The organism is Bacterioplanes sanyensis (assembly GCF_014652515.1).
GTDB classification, from domain to species: Bacteria; Pseudomonadota; Gammaproteobacteria; order Pseudomonadales; family Oceanobacteraceae; genus Bacterioplanes; species Bacterioplanes sanyensis.
Window position 1 is genome coordinate 232,972 of record NZ_BMYY01000003.1, and the last position, 16,147, is coordinate 249,118.

Consider the following 16,147-nt stretch of genomic DNA (forward strand, 5'->3'; position numbering starts at 1 on the left):
AGACGTTAATAATCCTCTGCCACCAGTCCCAATGCCTGAGCCACTTTTTCTGTGCCGCGCGGTGCCACCACCGCCCGACTGCCGGTTTGTCCTTCGATGTAGGTTTCGGCCACCCGCACCAAGTCATTCCAGCTAACAGACAGTACTTGCTCGCGATAGTTCTGGCGCACGGCTTGGCTGCGGCCGGTGCGATCCTGGTGGAAGCTCTGCTTGGCTTCACCGGCAGGCGAGCCCGGGCGGTCCATGGAGCTGATCACGCCCAAGATGGCCTGCTCCACCAAGCCTTGGTCGGCTGGCTGTTGTTTCAGCCAGCTCACCGATTGGGCAAAATCCTCAAAGGTCGCTTCACAGCGCGGATCGCGATAGGAGTAAAATTTAAAGCAAGCATGGGCATGATCTTGCGTCGCCCCGCCACCGTAGGCGCCGCCTTGCTCGCGAATCGCAGTATGCAGCATATTGTTGCGCAATACGCCCGCCAATACCGACAAAGGCGCGGCATCTGGGTGGGTCAGTGGTACCGTCGGCAGCGCCCAGGCGCAGTAATTGACTTGGGCATCGACCATCCAGTAACGCGCTTGATTGGCCGCAAACTGTGCATTTTGCACGTCATCATGGCCACTGCCGACTTGCTGCCAATGCTGGCGCACACTGGCCAAGTGCTCGGCGGCGGCATTAACATCATGCACCAGCAGCGCCTCATCAGGCTGGACCGGCAGGGCTTGGCGCAGCGACTGCAAGGCCTCGACGATTACGGCACCGCCCTGCTGCTTGATGGCTTCCACCCGCTGCTTTAAGCGCTTGGCTTGCGGCAAACCGCTTACTTCGTCCAATAATTGCGCAGCCCGATTCAACGGGGCTGCAGCCAGCGACATGGCCAAGGCATGGCCACTGCCGGTAATGCCATGTTCTTTGCGGGCTTTGGTTTGCCGCAGCAGCTCGATTAGGCGCTGTTCTTCATCGAGGCGCACCTCGCGCCAGGTTTCTGCCGCCATATCGCTGAACGCTTGGGTCTTGGTCGCCAGAGCTTTGCCCGTCAGCACCAAATAGCTGCGCAGCTGATTTGGGTCATTCACTTGGCTTTTAATGGTGGCGTAGGCGCTTAAACTGCCCAGCGTCGCGGTTTGCCGCTGCTGCTGTTGCAAATAGTCGAATTGGCCAGCACCCACTTCCGTCCAAGCATGGGTGTAAAACGGCAGCCAAGTGAGCTGCTCAAATGACAGCGCTGGCAGATCGGCAATTAATTGCTGATACACTAGGCCATTGGTGCCTGCCTGATACTCGTGCAGCGGCATGCCAGCATCATCGACCGAAGTGACAGGGGTATAAGTGACCGCCGCTGGCACATCGGCCAGCCCAACTTCTGGCAACAGGGATTCGTCATCCTGCTGTGCCTGACGCGCTTTTAGCGCTGCGGCCTCATCCACAATGCGCTGGCGCGCTTCGTCGCTTAAACCCGCCTCGATGGCGGCTAACTGCTGTTGCTCTTGCTGTGCGACCGCCTCATTCATGCCCGCATCCGGTGCCAGGGTGTAACGCACACGGTGGCGGTTATCGAGCAGCAGCTGGCGCACTCGCTGTTGAATAAACCCAGGCTCGGCCACTTTTTCGCGCAAGCGCTCCAGCGCTGGGTCTAGGTTGATCAAATCTGTCGGATTGCCGTAGTGCACCGCTGCTGGTAGTGACGAAAAGATCAATTGCAAGCCGTACGGCATATGATCGCCACCGATTTCACGCTGATGCAGCTCCAGCTGATGCAGCGCGGCTTCGATCACCTCGGCATCGACGCCTTCCTCAGCTACCTGCGTGAGCACTTCCAACACTAGATTTTCAAACGCGCAAGCATGCTCGGGCTCGCTGCCTTCGATGCCACATAAAAAGCTCATTTCACGATTGGAGTCTTCCAAACCGCACAAAGGCGAAGGCGAGCTGCCCAGCTCTGTGTTTTCTAATGCGCGGCGCAGTGGCGAGGCACTATTATCGAGCAGTACCTGGCTAATCAGGTTGGCTTCTAGTTGAGCGTCCAAATCGGTGGAGTCACCCAGCAACCAACCCATTACATGGTGGGTTTGACCACTGAGGTCACCGGCTTCGCCGCCCTCAACGCCGTAATGGGCTTGCACCGCGCGCGGCGCGGCGTAGCGTTTTTCCGGCTGCACTTGCCATTGCTTGTGCTGCTGCTCAAAGCGCTTGAGCGCCAAGCTTTCAAACGATTCATGCAGCTCGCTGACGTCTAAATCACCAAAGGTCATAAACACGGCGTTCGATGGGTGATAATGGCTTTTGTAAAAGTCCATCAGCTGGTCGTAGCTCAGGTCGGTAATCACCGACGGCTCGCCACCGCTGTTGAAATGGTAAGTAGTGGTCGGGAACAGCTCGGCACTGATGCCTTGCCACAACTGCGATACCGGCGATGACATCGCCCCTTTCATTTCGTTAAACACCACGCCTTTATACTGCAAGCCCGAGGTAGCATCGGCGGCATCGGCAAACTCTAATCGGTGGCCCTCTTGGGCAAAATCAAGCGGGTCTAGGCGTGAAAAGAACACCGCATCTAGATAGACATCCAACAAATTAAAGAAGTCTTTATCGTTTTGCGAAGCAAAGGGATACGCCGTCCAGTCACTGCTGGTCATGGCGTTCATAAAGGTATTGAGCGAGCGACGCGTCATCATAAAAAACGGGTCGCGCACCGGATAGCGCTCACTGCCACACAGCACCGTATGCTCGAGAATGTGCGCGACGCCGGTCGAATCCATCGGCATGGTACGCACCGCCACACAAAAGGCTTTTTCATCATGATCGCAATTTAAGTGGTAGTGCTCGGCTCCCGTGGCACGATGGCGATAGTGCTCGACGGTGAGATTTAACGACGCCACCGGCGTGGTACCCAAACATTCAAATGCGCTGTGTGTAGACATGAAAACCTGATTGATAGCTGAATAAGCGTCTATGGTATCGCACTGCAAAGGAGATTGTATGCTCAACCGCCACTGGAACGACGAGTTCCGAGTTGCCACGGGGTGGTACAAGTTTGCATCGCACTGCACAAGACCTATTACGCCACAACACCTTAGTGTCACGGCAACGGCGCAAAGCGCTGCTGATTTTCTATCCAACTCAACCACTGCTACAGGATTCAATAAGTGTTTTTGTTAGTCTTGCCGCGCTGCCGAAAAGCGCAGCATTGGAAGCCATTTTTAAAAGGAAAGCAGTGTGAAAAAACAGTTTTTAGCCCTAGCAATTGCCGCTACGACCGCCATGAGCAGCCAAGCGGAACTGATCAAGTATGAAACCAGTGATATTAGCGCCAGTGATCTCATCCAGATTTACAACTTGGACCTTAGTAAAGCTGAAGGCGCGACCGCTTGGTTTGAAACCAATGAGCTTGCAGGCCCTCGAGAGCCTCAACCGCCGAAACTTAAGCGCTTGGTAATTGATATGGCGGGTGGCCTGGATAATCTGGTCATTAACGATTTCGACTCAACTGAAGGAAACAGCAACGACTACGAAGCTAAGACATCAGGCTGGATTTTCCGTCAGTTGCACGTGCGGGCAACTGAAGTTGACACTGAATCCATGCGCATCAATATCAGCGTAAAGCCAAACAACAACCTACACACACAGGTTGCTGACTTTTATATTGGCGGCTTACAGCGTACAGATCGCAACCCAGTCGTCGATATCGCCACAGTAAAAGCCAACGATAAGCGGTTGCAACTGAAACTATTGGAACGCCCACAGACCTTCACCGATCGATACAACAATCTCATTCAACACTATGCCCTTGAGGTTAACTGGCTGGGCCATGGCAACAAAACCATACCGCTCTATGTCGATATTCAGCGTGATAACAGCCCAATTGCAATTGAGCTAATCGAAGACGGCCAGAGCCACTTGGGTCAAGACTATAAGGTTATGGTGAAATTTGAAGGCTCTCAGTCTGATCTCAAGGATGCTGGACACCTATCTAAGATGCTGCAAGAATTCTTCAAAATGTGACCCATTAAAAAACCCGGCATATGCCGGGTTTTTTATTACATGGTATGGGTCATGCGATCCGATTTAAGTGCCCCAGCCAGATAGGTTTCTATCTTGTCGCGGGCGATGGTGGTATCGCCGGTAAACTGCACACCGATGCCCGCCACCTTATTGCCCTGCGCGCCTTTCGGGGTGATCCACACCACCTTACCGGCCACCGGAATTTTCTCCGGCTCTTCCATCAGTTTGAGCAACATAAACACTTCATCGCCCAGCTGATATTGCTTGTTGGTTGGAATAAACAGCCCACCGTCTTTGATGAAGGGCATATACGCGGCATACAACACCGATTTGTCTTTGATTGTCAGCGATAAAATACCGCTGCGGCCACCTGCTCCCGGTATCATGCGGTCTCCCTTTGTTGTGCGGTCATCACCAGCTCACGCCAGTCGAGTAATAAAGTTTCAAGGGTCAGCTGTTTATTATAGTGGCCTGCGCCGGAAGCCAGGCGGCCAACTATGGTCTGCACTTTGTCGTGCAAGGTTATCAGCTTTGTGTAGTCCAAGGTAGCTTGCTGCAGCACAGGCAACTGTTGCAGCAGCTCAATCAGCATTATTTGTTCGTCACGCGCGCCCAGCTGGGCTTTCAAAGTGTCGGCCAACACTTGCAGCCACCAGCGACAGACCTGAGCAAAATCCAGCTTCTTACTCCAGGGTTCAGCCACCTCGGCCAAACTGGTACTGCCCTGACTCCATTGGCGTAGCTGCTGCAGCCACTTTAGCAGCTGCTCGTGAGTGCCATCATTGAGCCACTGCAAAGCGGCCAGCGGCGCCCCCGGATTAAAGCGCAAAGCTTGCTGAGCCAGTTCCGTGTCGATGCCCTGTTGCTGCAACCACTGCAGCGCCTGATTGTGCTCTGGCGGTTGCAAACTGATGCGCTGACAGCGACTGCGAATGGTGGGCAATACCGAGCCGTAGCGTTGCGCTGACAACAGCAAATAGCTCTCACCGGGCGGCTCTTCTAAGGTTTTTAGCAAGGCATTGGCGGCACTGAGGTTCATGACCTCGGCGGGTTCGAGAATCACCAACTGACAAGGCGATATTTGCGGTGTTTGCGCCAGAAACTGGTTGATTCGGCGCACCGCATCAATGCGAATTTGCTGTGAATTTTCCTCCGGCGCACAGTGCAAATAATCTGGATGATTACCCGCCCGCCATAAATGACAGCTGTGACATTCATTGCAAGGCCCAGAAGAATGTGGCTGGCGACACAGCAGCCACTGCGCCAGCTGTGACATCAGCTCATGCTTGCCGATGCCGGCCAAGCCCGTCAGCATCATCGCATGGGGCAGACCGGCGCCGGCGTTGCGCTCAACCAGCCCCTGCCAGACCTCACCCTGCCAAGGCAAGATCATAAACTGGGCTCCAGTGTTTTAATCGCCTGCACGATGGCTTGCTGCACACCGGGCAACGCTTGGTTGGCATCGATCGCAACGATCCTAGCGTGTTCACGCGCCAGCGCTTCAAAGCCCTGCTCGACGCGCTGAAAGAAAGCGTCCTGCTCGGCTTCGAAGCGATCCGTGACTTCGGCACGCCCTGATGCACGCGCTCGCCCCACCGCCAAAGGCGCCTTTAACCACAAGGTTAAATCCGGCTCCAGCGAGCCTTGCACCAAACGTTTTAATTGCTCAATCATGCTGAGATCAACACCTCGCCCATAGCCTTGATAGGCCAATGTTGAGTCGCTAAAGCGATCGCACAACACCCATTTGCCAGCCGCCAACGCCGGTTTAATCAAACCTTGCAAGTGCTGGGCACGCGCGGCGAACATCAGCAGCAGCTCGGCCAAATCATCCATTGGCTCATCGTGGTGCGCTTTTAGCAGCTGGTCTCGAATCAGCTCAGCGATCTCGGTGCCGCCAGGCTCACGGGTGGTGACGACTTCGTGCCCATGTTGGCGCAACCAATCGGCGAGAAACTGAATATTGGTGGTCTTACCCACACCTTCACCGCCTTCGAAAGTGATAAAGCGCCCTGCGCTGGGGGTCATGCTAGTTGTTCTCCTGCGGTGCCGGACTGGAGCGATAATCATCGCGCCGACTAAGAATCTGATATTGGCGCACGGCGCGATTGTGCTGCTCCAACGTATCGGAGAACACATGACTGCCATCGCCTTTGGCAACAAAATACAACGCGCTACCTGCCTTAGGCTGCACGGCTGCCAGCAGCGCTTCTCTGCCTGCTAGCGCAATGGGGGTGGGTGGCAAACCGCCGTGACGATAACTGTTGTAAGGGTTGCTTTGATCATTTAAGTGGCGGCGCCGTAAGTTGCCATCAAAGCCTTCTCCCAAGCCATAGATCACTGTGGGGTCGGTTTGCAAACGCATGCCTTTGTTTAGCCGGCGTACAAACACCCCGGCGATCTGCGGCCGCTCGTGGGCGACGCCGGTTTCTTTTTCCACAATCGACGCCAGAATCAAGGCTTGGTATGGGTTCTTTAGCGGCAAATCTGGATCACGCTGCTGCCACGCTTGTTGCAGTTCCGCCTCTAAGCGCCGATGCGCCTGCCGCAACAAGCGGCTGACCTTTTCGCCACTGGGGTACACATAGGTATCTGGGTACAACAGCCCCTCAGCACTGCCTTGAATCTCCAACAACTCGGCTACGCCCTGCGGGGTTAGCGGTTGCACGTCTTGATCCAGATGAGGGGCATTGGCCAACACCTGTAACGCATCACGCAGGGTTTTGCCTTCAATCAGGGTTAGGCGATACATCACAGGCTGCGCCTGTTCGAGCAGCGTCAACAGCTCTGCACCGGTAACGCCAGCGGGCACATCAAACTCGCCGACTCTCAGCACCCGCTCTTTATCCAACAAACGCGCTTGCAACCGCAACAATGCCGCCGATGGCAACCAGCCATCGGCCTGCCATTGCCGACTTTTGGCCGCGAGGGTATCGCCACTTTGAATGGTGATGCGCACGGGCTCTGAGTTGGTGCTGGGCACAAACCAGGCTGCCAAGGCCAGACCGACGATCAAGACGGTCAGCGCTAGAAAGATATAGCGCAACGATGAGGTCGAACCCGGTGAGCGCTGAGTGTTTTTCGATTGCGCGTGAGAAGTGTCAGAGCGAGCCACAGTTAATCCGCTGTTAGCATAAAAAAGTCAGGATACCGGATTCAGCCGGCCAGAAAACAACTGTTGTAACTGCGATTGCCAGTCTGTGATCTGAGTCAGCTGTGACATGGGCAAATTGATATCGTCAATCCGCGACACTGGCACCAGCCCACGCACGGCATTACTGACGAACACAGTGTCCAGCGCCGCCAATTGCGAGCGGTGAATTTTGGTCACCTCAATTGGCGCTTGCTGCAGCAACCACTGTCGAACGACACCGTTCACGCCACACGAAGTCAGATCTGGCGTCTGCCAGCGGCCATCGACATAGGCAAACACATTGCCACAACTGCTTTCGATCAGCTGTTCATCGCCATCGAGCATCAGGCAGTCATCCCAGCAACGCGCCAAACGACCACGCGCCAGCACCTGTTCGAGTCGATTTAAGTGCTTAATGCCAGCCAGCAAAGGCTGGTGACTCAAGCGCACATCACTGACCGTCATCACTTGCGGTGCAGACGGCCAATCGGGCACCTCGAACGCTTGCAACATCACCAGTGGCTGCATGTCGGCATGGTAGCCATAGCCTCGACCACCACCGCCGCGGCTGACCAACAACTTAAGGCCGCTATTGTGCCGGCCTTGGCCTTCAAAATGCGCCAAGGCTTGCTCGATTTGAGCCAAGGTATCGATGGGAAAATCCAACGCCACCAAACCACGCTGCAACCGCTGCCGATGCAAAGGCCACAGCGGCAGCGAGCCGTTATCGGCGCGGCGCATGGTTTCAAACAGACCGTCACCGAATTGCGCCGCACGATGATTGTCGGGCGCGGCCACCGGGCTGCCGGCGCAGTACCATTGCAACTCAGGCATGATCGCCTCAGCCATCAAAGCGCTTCAGTAACAAGCTGCCATTGGTACCACCAAAACCAAAGGAGTTGGAAATGGCAGCACGAATCGGCATAGAACGCGCCTGATGCGGCACGTAGTCCAGATCACAGCCGTCGTCTGGCGCGTCCAAGTTAATGGTCGGCGGCGCCACGCTGTCGACAATGGCCAGAGTGGTGATCAAAGCCTCCAACGCACCCGCCGCACCCAGCAAGTGGCCGGTCATAGATTTGGTCGACGACACCGCCAATTGATCGGCGTGCTCGCCAAACACCGCGCGAATGGCTTTGGTTTCTGCGACATCGCCTACCAAAGTTGAAGTGCCATGGGCATTGATGTAGTCGATGTCTTCCGCCTTCATGCCAGCATCATTCAAGGCGTTGAGCATGGCATCGCGCGCACCCGCACCATCTTCGGGCGGGCTGGTAATGTGGTGCGCGTCGTCACTCATGCCTAAGCCTGCCACCTCGGCATAAATACGCGCACCGCGCGCTTGGGCATGCTCTAACGATTCCAGCACCAATACCGCAGCACCGTCACCCAGGACAAAACCATCACGGTCTTTATCCCATGGGCGGCTGGCTTTTTCTGGCTCATCATTGCGAGTGCTCATGGCGCGTGCGGCGGCAAAGCCGGCCATCCCTAAGGGCGATGAGCCTTTTTCGGCACCACCGGCGAGCATGACATCGGCATCGCCGTAAGCAATGGTGCGCGCGGCATAGCCGATGTTATGCGTGCCCGTGGTACAGGCCGTGGTGATGGCGAAGTTGGGGCCGCGAAAACCGTGGCGAATGGCAATATTGCCCGACGCCATGTTGATCACGGAGCCGGGAATCAAAAACGGCGATACGCGCCGCGCACCGCTTTTTAATAATTGGTCGTAATTCTGCTCAATGGTGCTTAAGCCGCCAATGCCAGACCCAACTGCCACGCCGATGCGATCGTAATTCAGGGCATCGTTCAACTGCGCGTCACTGACAGCTTGTTCCGCCGCCACCAAGGCATATTGCAAGAACAAATCCACCTTGCGCGCTTCTTTCGGCGACATCACGGCACTGACGTCAAAGTCTTTCACCATGCCGCCAATGCGGGTGGCAAAGCCCTCGGTATCGAAATGGTCAATGACACCAATGCCACTGTTGCCCTGACGGACGGCATCCCAGGTGTCCTGTGTATTGAGGCCCAGTGGGTTAACTGTGCCCAGGCCGGTAATCACGACACGTCGTTTACTCATAGCACCTATTCGCAGTGAATTTCTTGTAGCCCGCCGGATCAATGCAGACGACGGGCATAAAAAAAGCCGCGTCCGAAGAGGCGGCTTTCGAACATCGCGAATCTTACAGATTGGCGATGATGTAGTCGATGGCTTCCTGAACGGTAGTCAGCTTCTCAGCGTCCTCATCCGGAATCTCGGTTTCGAATTCTTCTTCCAGAGCCATAACCAGCTCGACGGTGTCCAGTGAGTCAGCGCCCAAATCATCAACAAATGAAGAGGCGGCTTTTACATCCTCTTCTTTAACACCCAGCTGCTCACAAACAATCTTTTTAACGCGTTCTTCAATGTTACTCATGGTTAGTTCCTACCGTTTCAGTTTTTCCTGAGGGTCAGTAATGACCTCACCCCATATTCATGCCGCCATTCACATGAATGGTCTGGCCTGTTACGTACTGTGCGTCATCACCGGCCAGAAACGCCACGGCGGCGGCGATATCATCGACCTGACCGAAGCGCTTCATCGGAATCGACGCTAGGATGGCCTCTTTTTGCCCGTCAGGCAAGACATCGGTCATATCCGTTTGAATAAATCCTGGCGCGACACAATTGACGCGAATATTACGGCTTGCGACCTCTTGTGCCAATGAGCGCGAAAAGCCCTCAAGACCAGCTTTGGCCGCCGCATAGTTGGTTTGTCCGGCATTGCCCGTGGTGCCAATGATCGAACTGATGTTAATAATCGAGCCGTGCTTTTGCTTGATCATCGCTTTTGACAAAGCTTTGCAGACTCGAAAAACACCGCTCAAATTGGTGTTGATCACCGCCTGCCAATCATCTTCACTTAGCCGCAAAAATAAATTATCACGGGTCACGCCAGCGTTGTTCACCACCACTGACGGCGTGCCAAAATCTGCCAACAGCTGCTTCAAGGCGCCATCGGTTTGCTCAGCATCGGCGATATTTAATACCAAAGCATCGTTATCGGCAGACAGCGCCTGCAGTTGCTGGCGTATTTTGTCAGCACCGCTGTCGCTAGTCGCGGTACCAATGACTCGGTAGCCCTGCTGCGCCAGCTTGGCCGCAATGGCAGCGCCAATACCGCGTGACGCGCCGGTTACCAGCGCTAAAGCTTTCTCACTCATGAAGCCCCCTGTATCGCTGCCAACGCATCCGTAAACGAGGCAACATCCAATGTATTTTTAGTGGTCAGCGTTTTATCAATGCGCTTATTTAAACCGGCCAGTACTTTGCCGGGGCCAAATTCAACCGCCAACTCACCTTGAGCACGACATGCTTGCACCGCGCCGGTCCAGTTCACCGGGCTGTACAGCTGCGCCAGCAATTTAGCTGGAATATCCGCAGCCGCTGCAGGTGCATTATCAACGTTGTGATACACCGCAAATTTTGGCTGCTGCCAGCTCACCGCGTTTAGCTCAGCTTCAAACTCAGCGGCTGCCGCTTTCATTAAACTTGAATGAAAAGGACCACTCACGGCCAATGGCAGCGCACGCTTAGCGCCCATTTCCTTTGCTGCAGCTACCGCCGCTTCGATACCCGTGGTTTCGCCAGCAATAACGATTTGACCGGGCGCATTAAAATTTGCAGGCTCGACGACGCCCTGCTCCGCCACTTGTTGGCATAGCTCTTGAATTTGCTCTTCTGACAACCCCAAGACAGCCGCCATACCACCCTGACCAGCCGGCACAGCGGCATCCATCAGCTGACCGCGGCGCTTTACCAGCTTCACCGCCGTGGCAAAATCCACGGCTTCACTCGCCACCAGCGCACTGTACTCACCTAATGAGTGGCCTGCGGCGGCCACCGCCGTCAAACCCGGCTGTTGCTGCTGCATCAAACGCCACAATGCCACACTGGCCGTCAACAAGGCTGGCTGGGTGTTGTAGGTCAGATTCAGCGTCTCGGCTGGGCCTTGCTGAGACAAAGCCCACAAGTCTAAATCAATGGCAGCTGAGGCCTCGGCAAAGGTGTCTGCAATAATTGAGTGCTGCTCGGCCAGCTCGGCCAACATGCCGACTTGCTGCGCCCCTTGGCCTGGAAAAAAAGCAATAAAATCCGTCATTTAACAACCTTTTTTTGTTGCTGTTCGCCAACGCAGTACGCCAGCCACCGCGCTCATCAGCGCAGCGGGGCCCATACTATGGACGCGGATTGTTACAGTAAATGGGAATGATTGCACAAGATTATTGAGTATTTTTCATTGACCAGCGGTCAGCGCTTGGGCGTAACCCGCTTGTCCGCCGCGCTCAAGCTGCTGATAGACAAACTTGAGGGCATGGTGCAATGAGCGCCAATCGGAGTTGCCATGACTTTTAACCACCACGCCGCGAACACCCAGCAACAAGGCACCGGCATAGCGACTGGCGTTAAAACGACGCAATAAACGCGCAATGATCGGCCTGAGTAGAGGGTAAAAACTGCGCCCCCAAAAATGACGCTGAAACTCACGTTGAATTTGCTCCGACAGCCACGCCGCCAAACCTTCACTGGTTTTGAGCGCCACGTTGCCGACAAAGCCATCACACACCACCACATCCAACTCACCGGTATAAATGTCGGTGCCCTCACAGAAACCGACAAATTGCTCAGGCCAACGCTGACGAAAGCGCTCCGCGGCATCTCGAATAGTGTTGGTGCCTTTGCAGGCCTCCTGACCAATATTAAGCAGTGCCATGCGCTGTACTGGACGTCCTTGCAGCGCCTGCCAAGCCAAGCCCAAGGCTGCAAACTGCTCCAGCTGCTCAGCACCCGATTCTAAATTGGCGCCCAAATCAAGCATCAACACCGGACTTTGCCGGGTTGGCAAACACGCCGCCAAAGCCGGTCGCTGGTAGCCGTCGTACATACCCAGCAGCTGACGCGACATCGCCATCAGCGCACCCGTGTTGCCCACTGACAGCACAGCATCGGCCTCACCATCGGCATGCAGTTGCAGCGCCATGGCCATACTGGAGTTTTGTTTGTGACGCAGGGCCGCAGACGGCGAATCCGTCATCGCAATGGCAACATCAGCGACAACAAAGCGCACCTGCTCGAGATAATCGGCAAGTTGGGATTGGGCTTCGGCCTGCTGATCAGCGGTCATCACCAACAGCAAACGAAGATTTTTGGGGCGGGTTGCCAACCATTTGCGGCAGGCCTTAAACGCAACGCGGGGACCTAAGTCCCCGCCCATAACATCTACCGCGATGGTAAACATCATTAGTCGTTGCCAGTCTCCACGACTTTTTTGCCACGGTAGAAACCGTCTGGCGTTACGTGGTGACGACGATGCGTCTCACCAGTCGTTGGATCGGCAGACAGTGCAGTTACGCCACTGTCCAGAGCATCGTGAGAACGACGCATGCCGCGCTTGGAACGAGTCACTTTGTTTTTTTGAACCGCCATGGTTGGCTCCTAGATGTATATCAGTCGCTAGTTCTTTTTTAGCTGAGCCAGCACGCTGAACGGATTCTCACGCTCAACCTCTGGCCCGACGTCCTCTTCTGGCTCGGGCTGCTTCAGCTGACATTCGTCTTCTGGATGAAGCGGAAACGGTGGCAAACTCAACAGCACTTCGTCCTCTAAAACATCCCAGAGATCAAAGTAACCGTTTTCATCTACAATCACCGGCTCCAGACGACGCGGCAATTGTTTTGCCTGATCATCACCGAAAACCAGCCCCAGCTCAAATTCGCTGCTGACCTCGAGGGATACCGGTTCCAGACAACGCTGGCACACCATTACCACCCGGGTACTGCAATCGCCTTTCAGAACGCGATGACCCTCTGCGTCTCTGAAAAACTCTAAATGGCAATCCACTGGCGCTTCAGCCTGCTCAATTGCAGCACTGACGCGAGCCAGATTTTGACCGTCGATTTTTGCGCTAAATTGTTGATTCGTATCGACTAATTTAGCCGCATCAACCCGCTTCGGAAGTTGAGCCTCTGCCATAGTGCGCGACATCATAGGTATGCAATGGGCCTCTGTCAAAATTATTTAACGCAGGGTCAGTGATTGGCTGGTCAGCATGTTGGCAAAGCCACTGCCAATGCTGGCACCAAACTGCCGAACCAACTCTTCCCACGGGTGTGGTTGATAGGTGTAATTCACCATCTCTTCGGTGCCCAGTTTATCACGAGCCACCTGACTGCTGGATGCCAAGCCGTCGACCAGACCTAGCTCCAGTGCTTGCTCGCCCGACCACACCAGGCCGCTGAACATATCGGGGTGCGATTTCAAACGATCCCCACGCCCTGCTTTGACCTGCTCGATAAACTGCTTATGAGTGACATCGAGCACGCTGTTCCAGAATTGTTTTTCCTCTTCATTTTCAGGAGAAAACGGGTCCAAAAACGCTTTGTGCTCACCAGCGGTGTAAAGACGGCGCTCAACGCCCAGCTTTTCCATGGCATCCACAAAACCAAAGCCAGAACCCACCACACCAATCGAGCCAACTAAGCTGGCTTTGTCGGCGTAAATTTCGTCTGCGGCAGCAGCGATGTAGTAAGCGCCAGAGGCGCCTATATCCATAATCACAGCATACACAGGGAAATCTGGACGGGTTTCTTTTAAACGCTTAATTTCGTCATAAACGTAACCGCTTTGCACTGGGCTGCCACCTGGGCTATTGATGCGCAAAATGACGCCACTCGCCGCTTCGTCTTCAAAGGCTTTGCGTAGCGAGCCAACAATCAAATCGGCGCTGGCGTCTTGGTCGGCAGCGATAGGGCCATTAACCTCAATAATTGCCGCATGCGGGCCCTCGCCCATGTCTTTCGCCACATCATCGACCGGCATGCGAATCAACCATAAAATGGCAATCAAATACAAAAAAGTAAGGGATTTAAAAAAGATCCCCCAACGACGTGCACGGCGTTGCTCGCCTTGCATGTCCATTAACACTTTTTCTATTAAGCGCCACTCTTTACTGTCATCCGCTGGGCGAGCGCTAGGTGAGCCCTGCGCCTCGGTACGGTTATTCATATCATCCATAGTTTTTTATCCAGTGTTGCAACTCAGTCAGGTTATGACAGATGGCCACCGGGCCATGCCGTCTCAAAATGGATTCGTCATGGGCACCGTGAGTCATGGCAATGGCATCAACACCCGCGTTGGCCGCCATGTCCAAATCGTAACTGGTATCACCAATCATCAGGGCGCGCTCGGCAGGCACAGACAATTGCTGCAGCAATTCGTTCAACATGCGCGGCGCTGGCTTGGACTCGGTTTCATCGGCGCAGCGCGTGGCGGCAAACCAATGACGAACACCATGTTCGTCCAGCATGCGATCCAAGCCGCGCCGACTCTTACCCGTTGCTACCGCCAATTGCCGCCCACTGGCTGTTAGGTTTTGCAGTAGCGCATCTGCGCCAGCAAAAAAAGCCATCGACACTTCGCTGTCTGCAACAAAAAAGCGCGCATAAACCTCCGTCATGCGTTGGCGCTGCTCGCCATCAATACCAGGCCACAAGGTTTCTAAAGCCTCGGGCAGCCCCAAGCCTATGATATTCTGGACGGCAAAATCCGAGATGCTCGCCAGCCCTACCTCGCCGGCAGCACGCTGCATGCTATCGACAATGCGCCCGGTGGAATCCACCAAGGTGCCGTCCCAATCAAAAACGATTAATTCGTACTTCACACATTTTCCTTTAAATAGTGACGCCACGCCTGTCCCGTCAAGGCATCCAGCCAGCCAGCCAGCTGCGCATCAGGCTGTGCCTGTAAATCCAGCCACTCACCCGTCAGCGGATGACGAAACGACAACCGCCAAGCGTGCAAGCACAAGCGCGTCACAGCGTATTTAGCATCGACTTGCTGCTCAGGCGCTGTGTGATACTTCACATCGCCAGCGATGGTACAGCCCTGCGATAAGCAATGCACTCGAATCTGATGGGTGCGCCCAGTCACCGGCTCCGCCTGCACCACGCTGTAATGCTTGCCGGCACCCAGCAGGCGATAACGCGTTAGCGCTGTTTTGCCATCATCATCCACCCGCACCACGCGCTCACCCGATTGCCGCTCCGTGCGCAGCAGTGGCAAATCGACATGATTCACCTGCTGCGGCCAATGGCCGTGCACCAATGCCAAATAGTATTTACCGATGCCCTGCTTATCAGCCAACATGCGTTGCAATGTGGTCAGCGCTTTGCGCTTTTTCGCTACGAGCACTAGGCCTGAGGTGTCGCGATCCAACCTGTGCACCAGCTCTAAAAAGGCGTGTTGCGGGCGCATTTTACGCAGCGCTTCGATCATGCCCAGGTTCACACCACTACCGCCATGCACCGCCAACCCCGACGGTTTATTCACCACCAACAATGCATCGTCTTCGTAAACGATGGCGGCATCGAGCTTATCGCGCAGCACCGATGACACCGGTGGCGTTTCGCCTTTTTGCGGCAACCGCAGCGGCGGGATGCGCAACAAATCCCCTTCCTGCAAACGGGTATCCGCCTTGGCACGCTTCTTATTGATGCGCACTTCACCTTTGCGAATAATGCGGTAAATCAGCGTTTTAGGAACGCCTTTTAAAGTCGACAACAGGAAATTATCGAGGCGCTGACCGGCGTTAGCGTCGGTCACGGTCAACCAGGAGACCTGGCTGGTATCTAGCTCAGTTGGCACCATTAACTGTCCGGTAAAAGCTTATAAGTACGGCGTTTGCCGCCGCCTGGCATTGTTGCTATAGTCCGGCGACGGTCTGACGCGCCCGTACATCCGATTGATCAGATGCGCTCAGGTCGCGCCGAAAAGCGGCACAGTATAAGGAAGATGCAGTCAAGAAAACACTCTTCCGCACGAACAACCCGTTCCGGCGCTGCTCGCAGCGCTGAGTGAGATAAACCAAGCAACAAAGCGTGCTGGCATCTCGCATTATCAAATTATGGACAGTGTCGGTGCCCCACAAACGTTGACTAGGCACCACTGCAACAAGCCCGGTAGCCCGATTGGCG

General features: G+C 55.0%; 17 protein-coding genes. 1 reads left to right on the forward strand and 16 read right to left on the reverse strand.

Annotation, left to right across the window (positions count from 1 at the left end; all coding sequences use genetic code 11):
* Positions 1-5 precede the first annotated feature (5 nt).
* Positions 6-2,918, reverse strand: a complete 2,913-nt coding sequence (locus IE090_RS06955; protein WP_189387637.1) for an insulinase family protein — start codon at positions 2,916-2,918, stop codon at positions 6-8.
* A gap of 295 nt (positions 2,919-3,213) precedes the next feature.
* Between IE090_RS06955 and IE090_RS06960 the strand changes: the two genes are divergently transcribed.
* On the forward strand, positions 3,214-3,999 hold the full coding sequence (locus IE090_RS06960; RefSeq protein WP_189387638.1) for a hypothetical protein: 786 nt from the start codon (positions 3,214-3,216) through the stop codon (positions 3,997-3,999).
* Positions 4,000-4,034: 35 nt separating this feature from the next.
* Here the strand turns inward: IE090_RS06960 and IE090_RS06965 are convergent, their stop codons facing one another.
* From IE090_RS06965 to IE090_RS07035, 15 genes are all read right to left on the reverse strand, one after another.
* Entirely contained in the window at positions 4,035-4,385 is a 351-nt protein-coding gene (locus tag IE090_RS06965; RefSeq protein WP_094061046.1) for a PilZ domain-containing protein, read from the reverse strand.
* Positions 4,382-5,392 (reverse strand): DNA polymerase III subunit delta', encoded by a 1,011-nt coding sequence (gene holB, locus IE090_RS06970; RefSeq protein WP_189387639.1) that lies wholly within the window; start codon positions 5,390-5,392, stop codon positions 4,382-4,384. Before holB ends, IE090_RS06965 begins: the two co-directional genes overlap by 4 nt.
* Positions 5,389-6,027: a dTMP kinase gene (gene tmk / locus IE090_RS06975; protein ID WP_189387640.1), complete on the reverse strand. Its 639-nt coding sequence runs from the start codon at positions 6,025-6,027 to the stop codon at positions 5,389-5,391. Before tmk ends, holB begins: the two co-directional genes overlap by 4 nt.
* Position 6,028: 1 nt before the next feature.
* On the reverse strand, positions 6,029-7,114 hold the full coding sequence (mltG, locus tag IE090_RS06980; protein ID WP_189387641.1) for an endolytic transglycosylase MltG: 1,086 nt from the start codon (positions 7,112-7,114) through the stop codon (positions 6,029-6,031).
* Positions 7,115-7,141: 27 nt separating this feature from the next.
* Positions 7,142-7,966 (reverse strand): aminodeoxychorismate lyase, encoded by an 825-nt coding sequence (pabC, locus tag IE090_RS06985; protein WP_189387642.1) that lies wholly within the window; start codon positions 7,964-7,966, stop codon positions 7,142-7,144.
* 7 nt (positions 7,967-7,973) lie between these two features.
* Positions 7,974-9,215 carry a beta-ketoacyl-ACP synthase II gene (fabF, locus tag IE090_RS06990; protein ID WP_189387643.1) on the reverse strand — a complete coding sequence of 414 codons (1,242 nt, stop codon included), beginning with the start codon at positions 9,213-9,215 and terminating at the stop codon, positions 7,974-7,976.
* A 103-nt stretch (positions 9,216-9,318) separates the two neighbouring features.
* Positions 9,319-9,552 carry an acyl carrier protein gene (acpP, locus tag IE090_RS06995; protein ID WP_189387644.1) on the reverse strand — a complete coding sequence of 78 codons (234 nt, stop codon included), beginning with the start codon at positions 9,550-9,552 and terminating at the stop codon, positions 9,319-9,321.
* 46 nt (positions 9,553-9,598) lie between these two features.
* Positions 9,599-10,339: a 3-oxoacyl-ACP reductase FabG gene (fabG, locus tag IE090_RS07000; RefSeq protein WP_189387645.1), complete on the reverse strand. Its 741-nt coding sequence runs from the start codon at positions 10,337-10,339 to the stop codon at positions 9,599-9,601.
* Entirely contained in the window at positions 10,336-11,277 is a 942-nt protein-coding gene (gene fabD / locus IE090_RS07005; protein ID WP_189387646.1) for an ACP S-malonyltransferase, read from the reverse strand. Before fabD ends, fabG begins: the two co-directional genes overlap by 4 nt.
* Before the next feature lie 135 nt (positions 11,278-11,412).
* Positions 11,413-12,417 (reverse strand): phosphate acyltransferase PlsX, encoded by a 1,005-nt coding sequence (gene plsX, locus IE090_RS07010; RefSeq protein WP_189387647.1) that lies wholly within the window; start codon positions 12,415-12,417, stop codon positions 11,413-11,415.
* The gene (gene rpmF / locus IE090_RS07015; RefSeq protein WP_189387648.1) at positions 12,417-12,602 is read right to left on the reverse strand and encodes a 50S ribosomal protein L32; all 186 of its coding nucleotides are present in this window, start codon (positions 12,600-12,602) and stop codon (positions 12,417-12,419) included. The genes plsX and rpmF overlap by 1 nt, the downstream gene beginning before the upstream one ends.
* A gap of 27 nt (positions 12,603-12,629) precedes the next feature.
* Positions 12,630-13,148, reverse strand: coding sequence for a YceD family protein (locus tag IE090_RS07020; protein ID WP_189387649.1), 519 nt, complete (start codon positions 13,146-13,148; stop codon positions 12,630-12,632).
* A 45-nt stretch (positions 13,149-13,193) separates the two neighbouring features.
* Positions 13,194-14,189: a S49 family peptidase gene (locus tag IE090_RS07025; protein ID WP_373296411.1), complete on the reverse strand. Its 996-nt coding sequence runs from the start codon at positions 14,187-14,189 to the stop codon at positions 13,194-13,196.
* Positions 14,182-14,835: an HAD family hydrolase gene (locus IE090_RS07030; protein ID WP_189387650.1), complete on the reverse strand. Its 654-nt coding sequence runs from the start codon at positions 14,833-14,835 to the stop codon at positions 14,182-14,184. Before IE090_RS07030 ends, IE090_RS07025 begins: the two co-directional genes overlap by 8 nt.
* A complete protein-coding gene (locus tag IE090_RS07035) occupies positions 14,832-15,821 on the reverse strand; it encodes an RluA family pseudouridine synthase (protein ID WP_189387651.1) in 990 nt (329 codons plus the stop codon). Before IE090_RS07035 ends, IE090_RS07030 begins: the two co-directional genes overlap by 4 nt.
* Positions 15,822-16,147 lie beyond the last annotated feature (326 nt).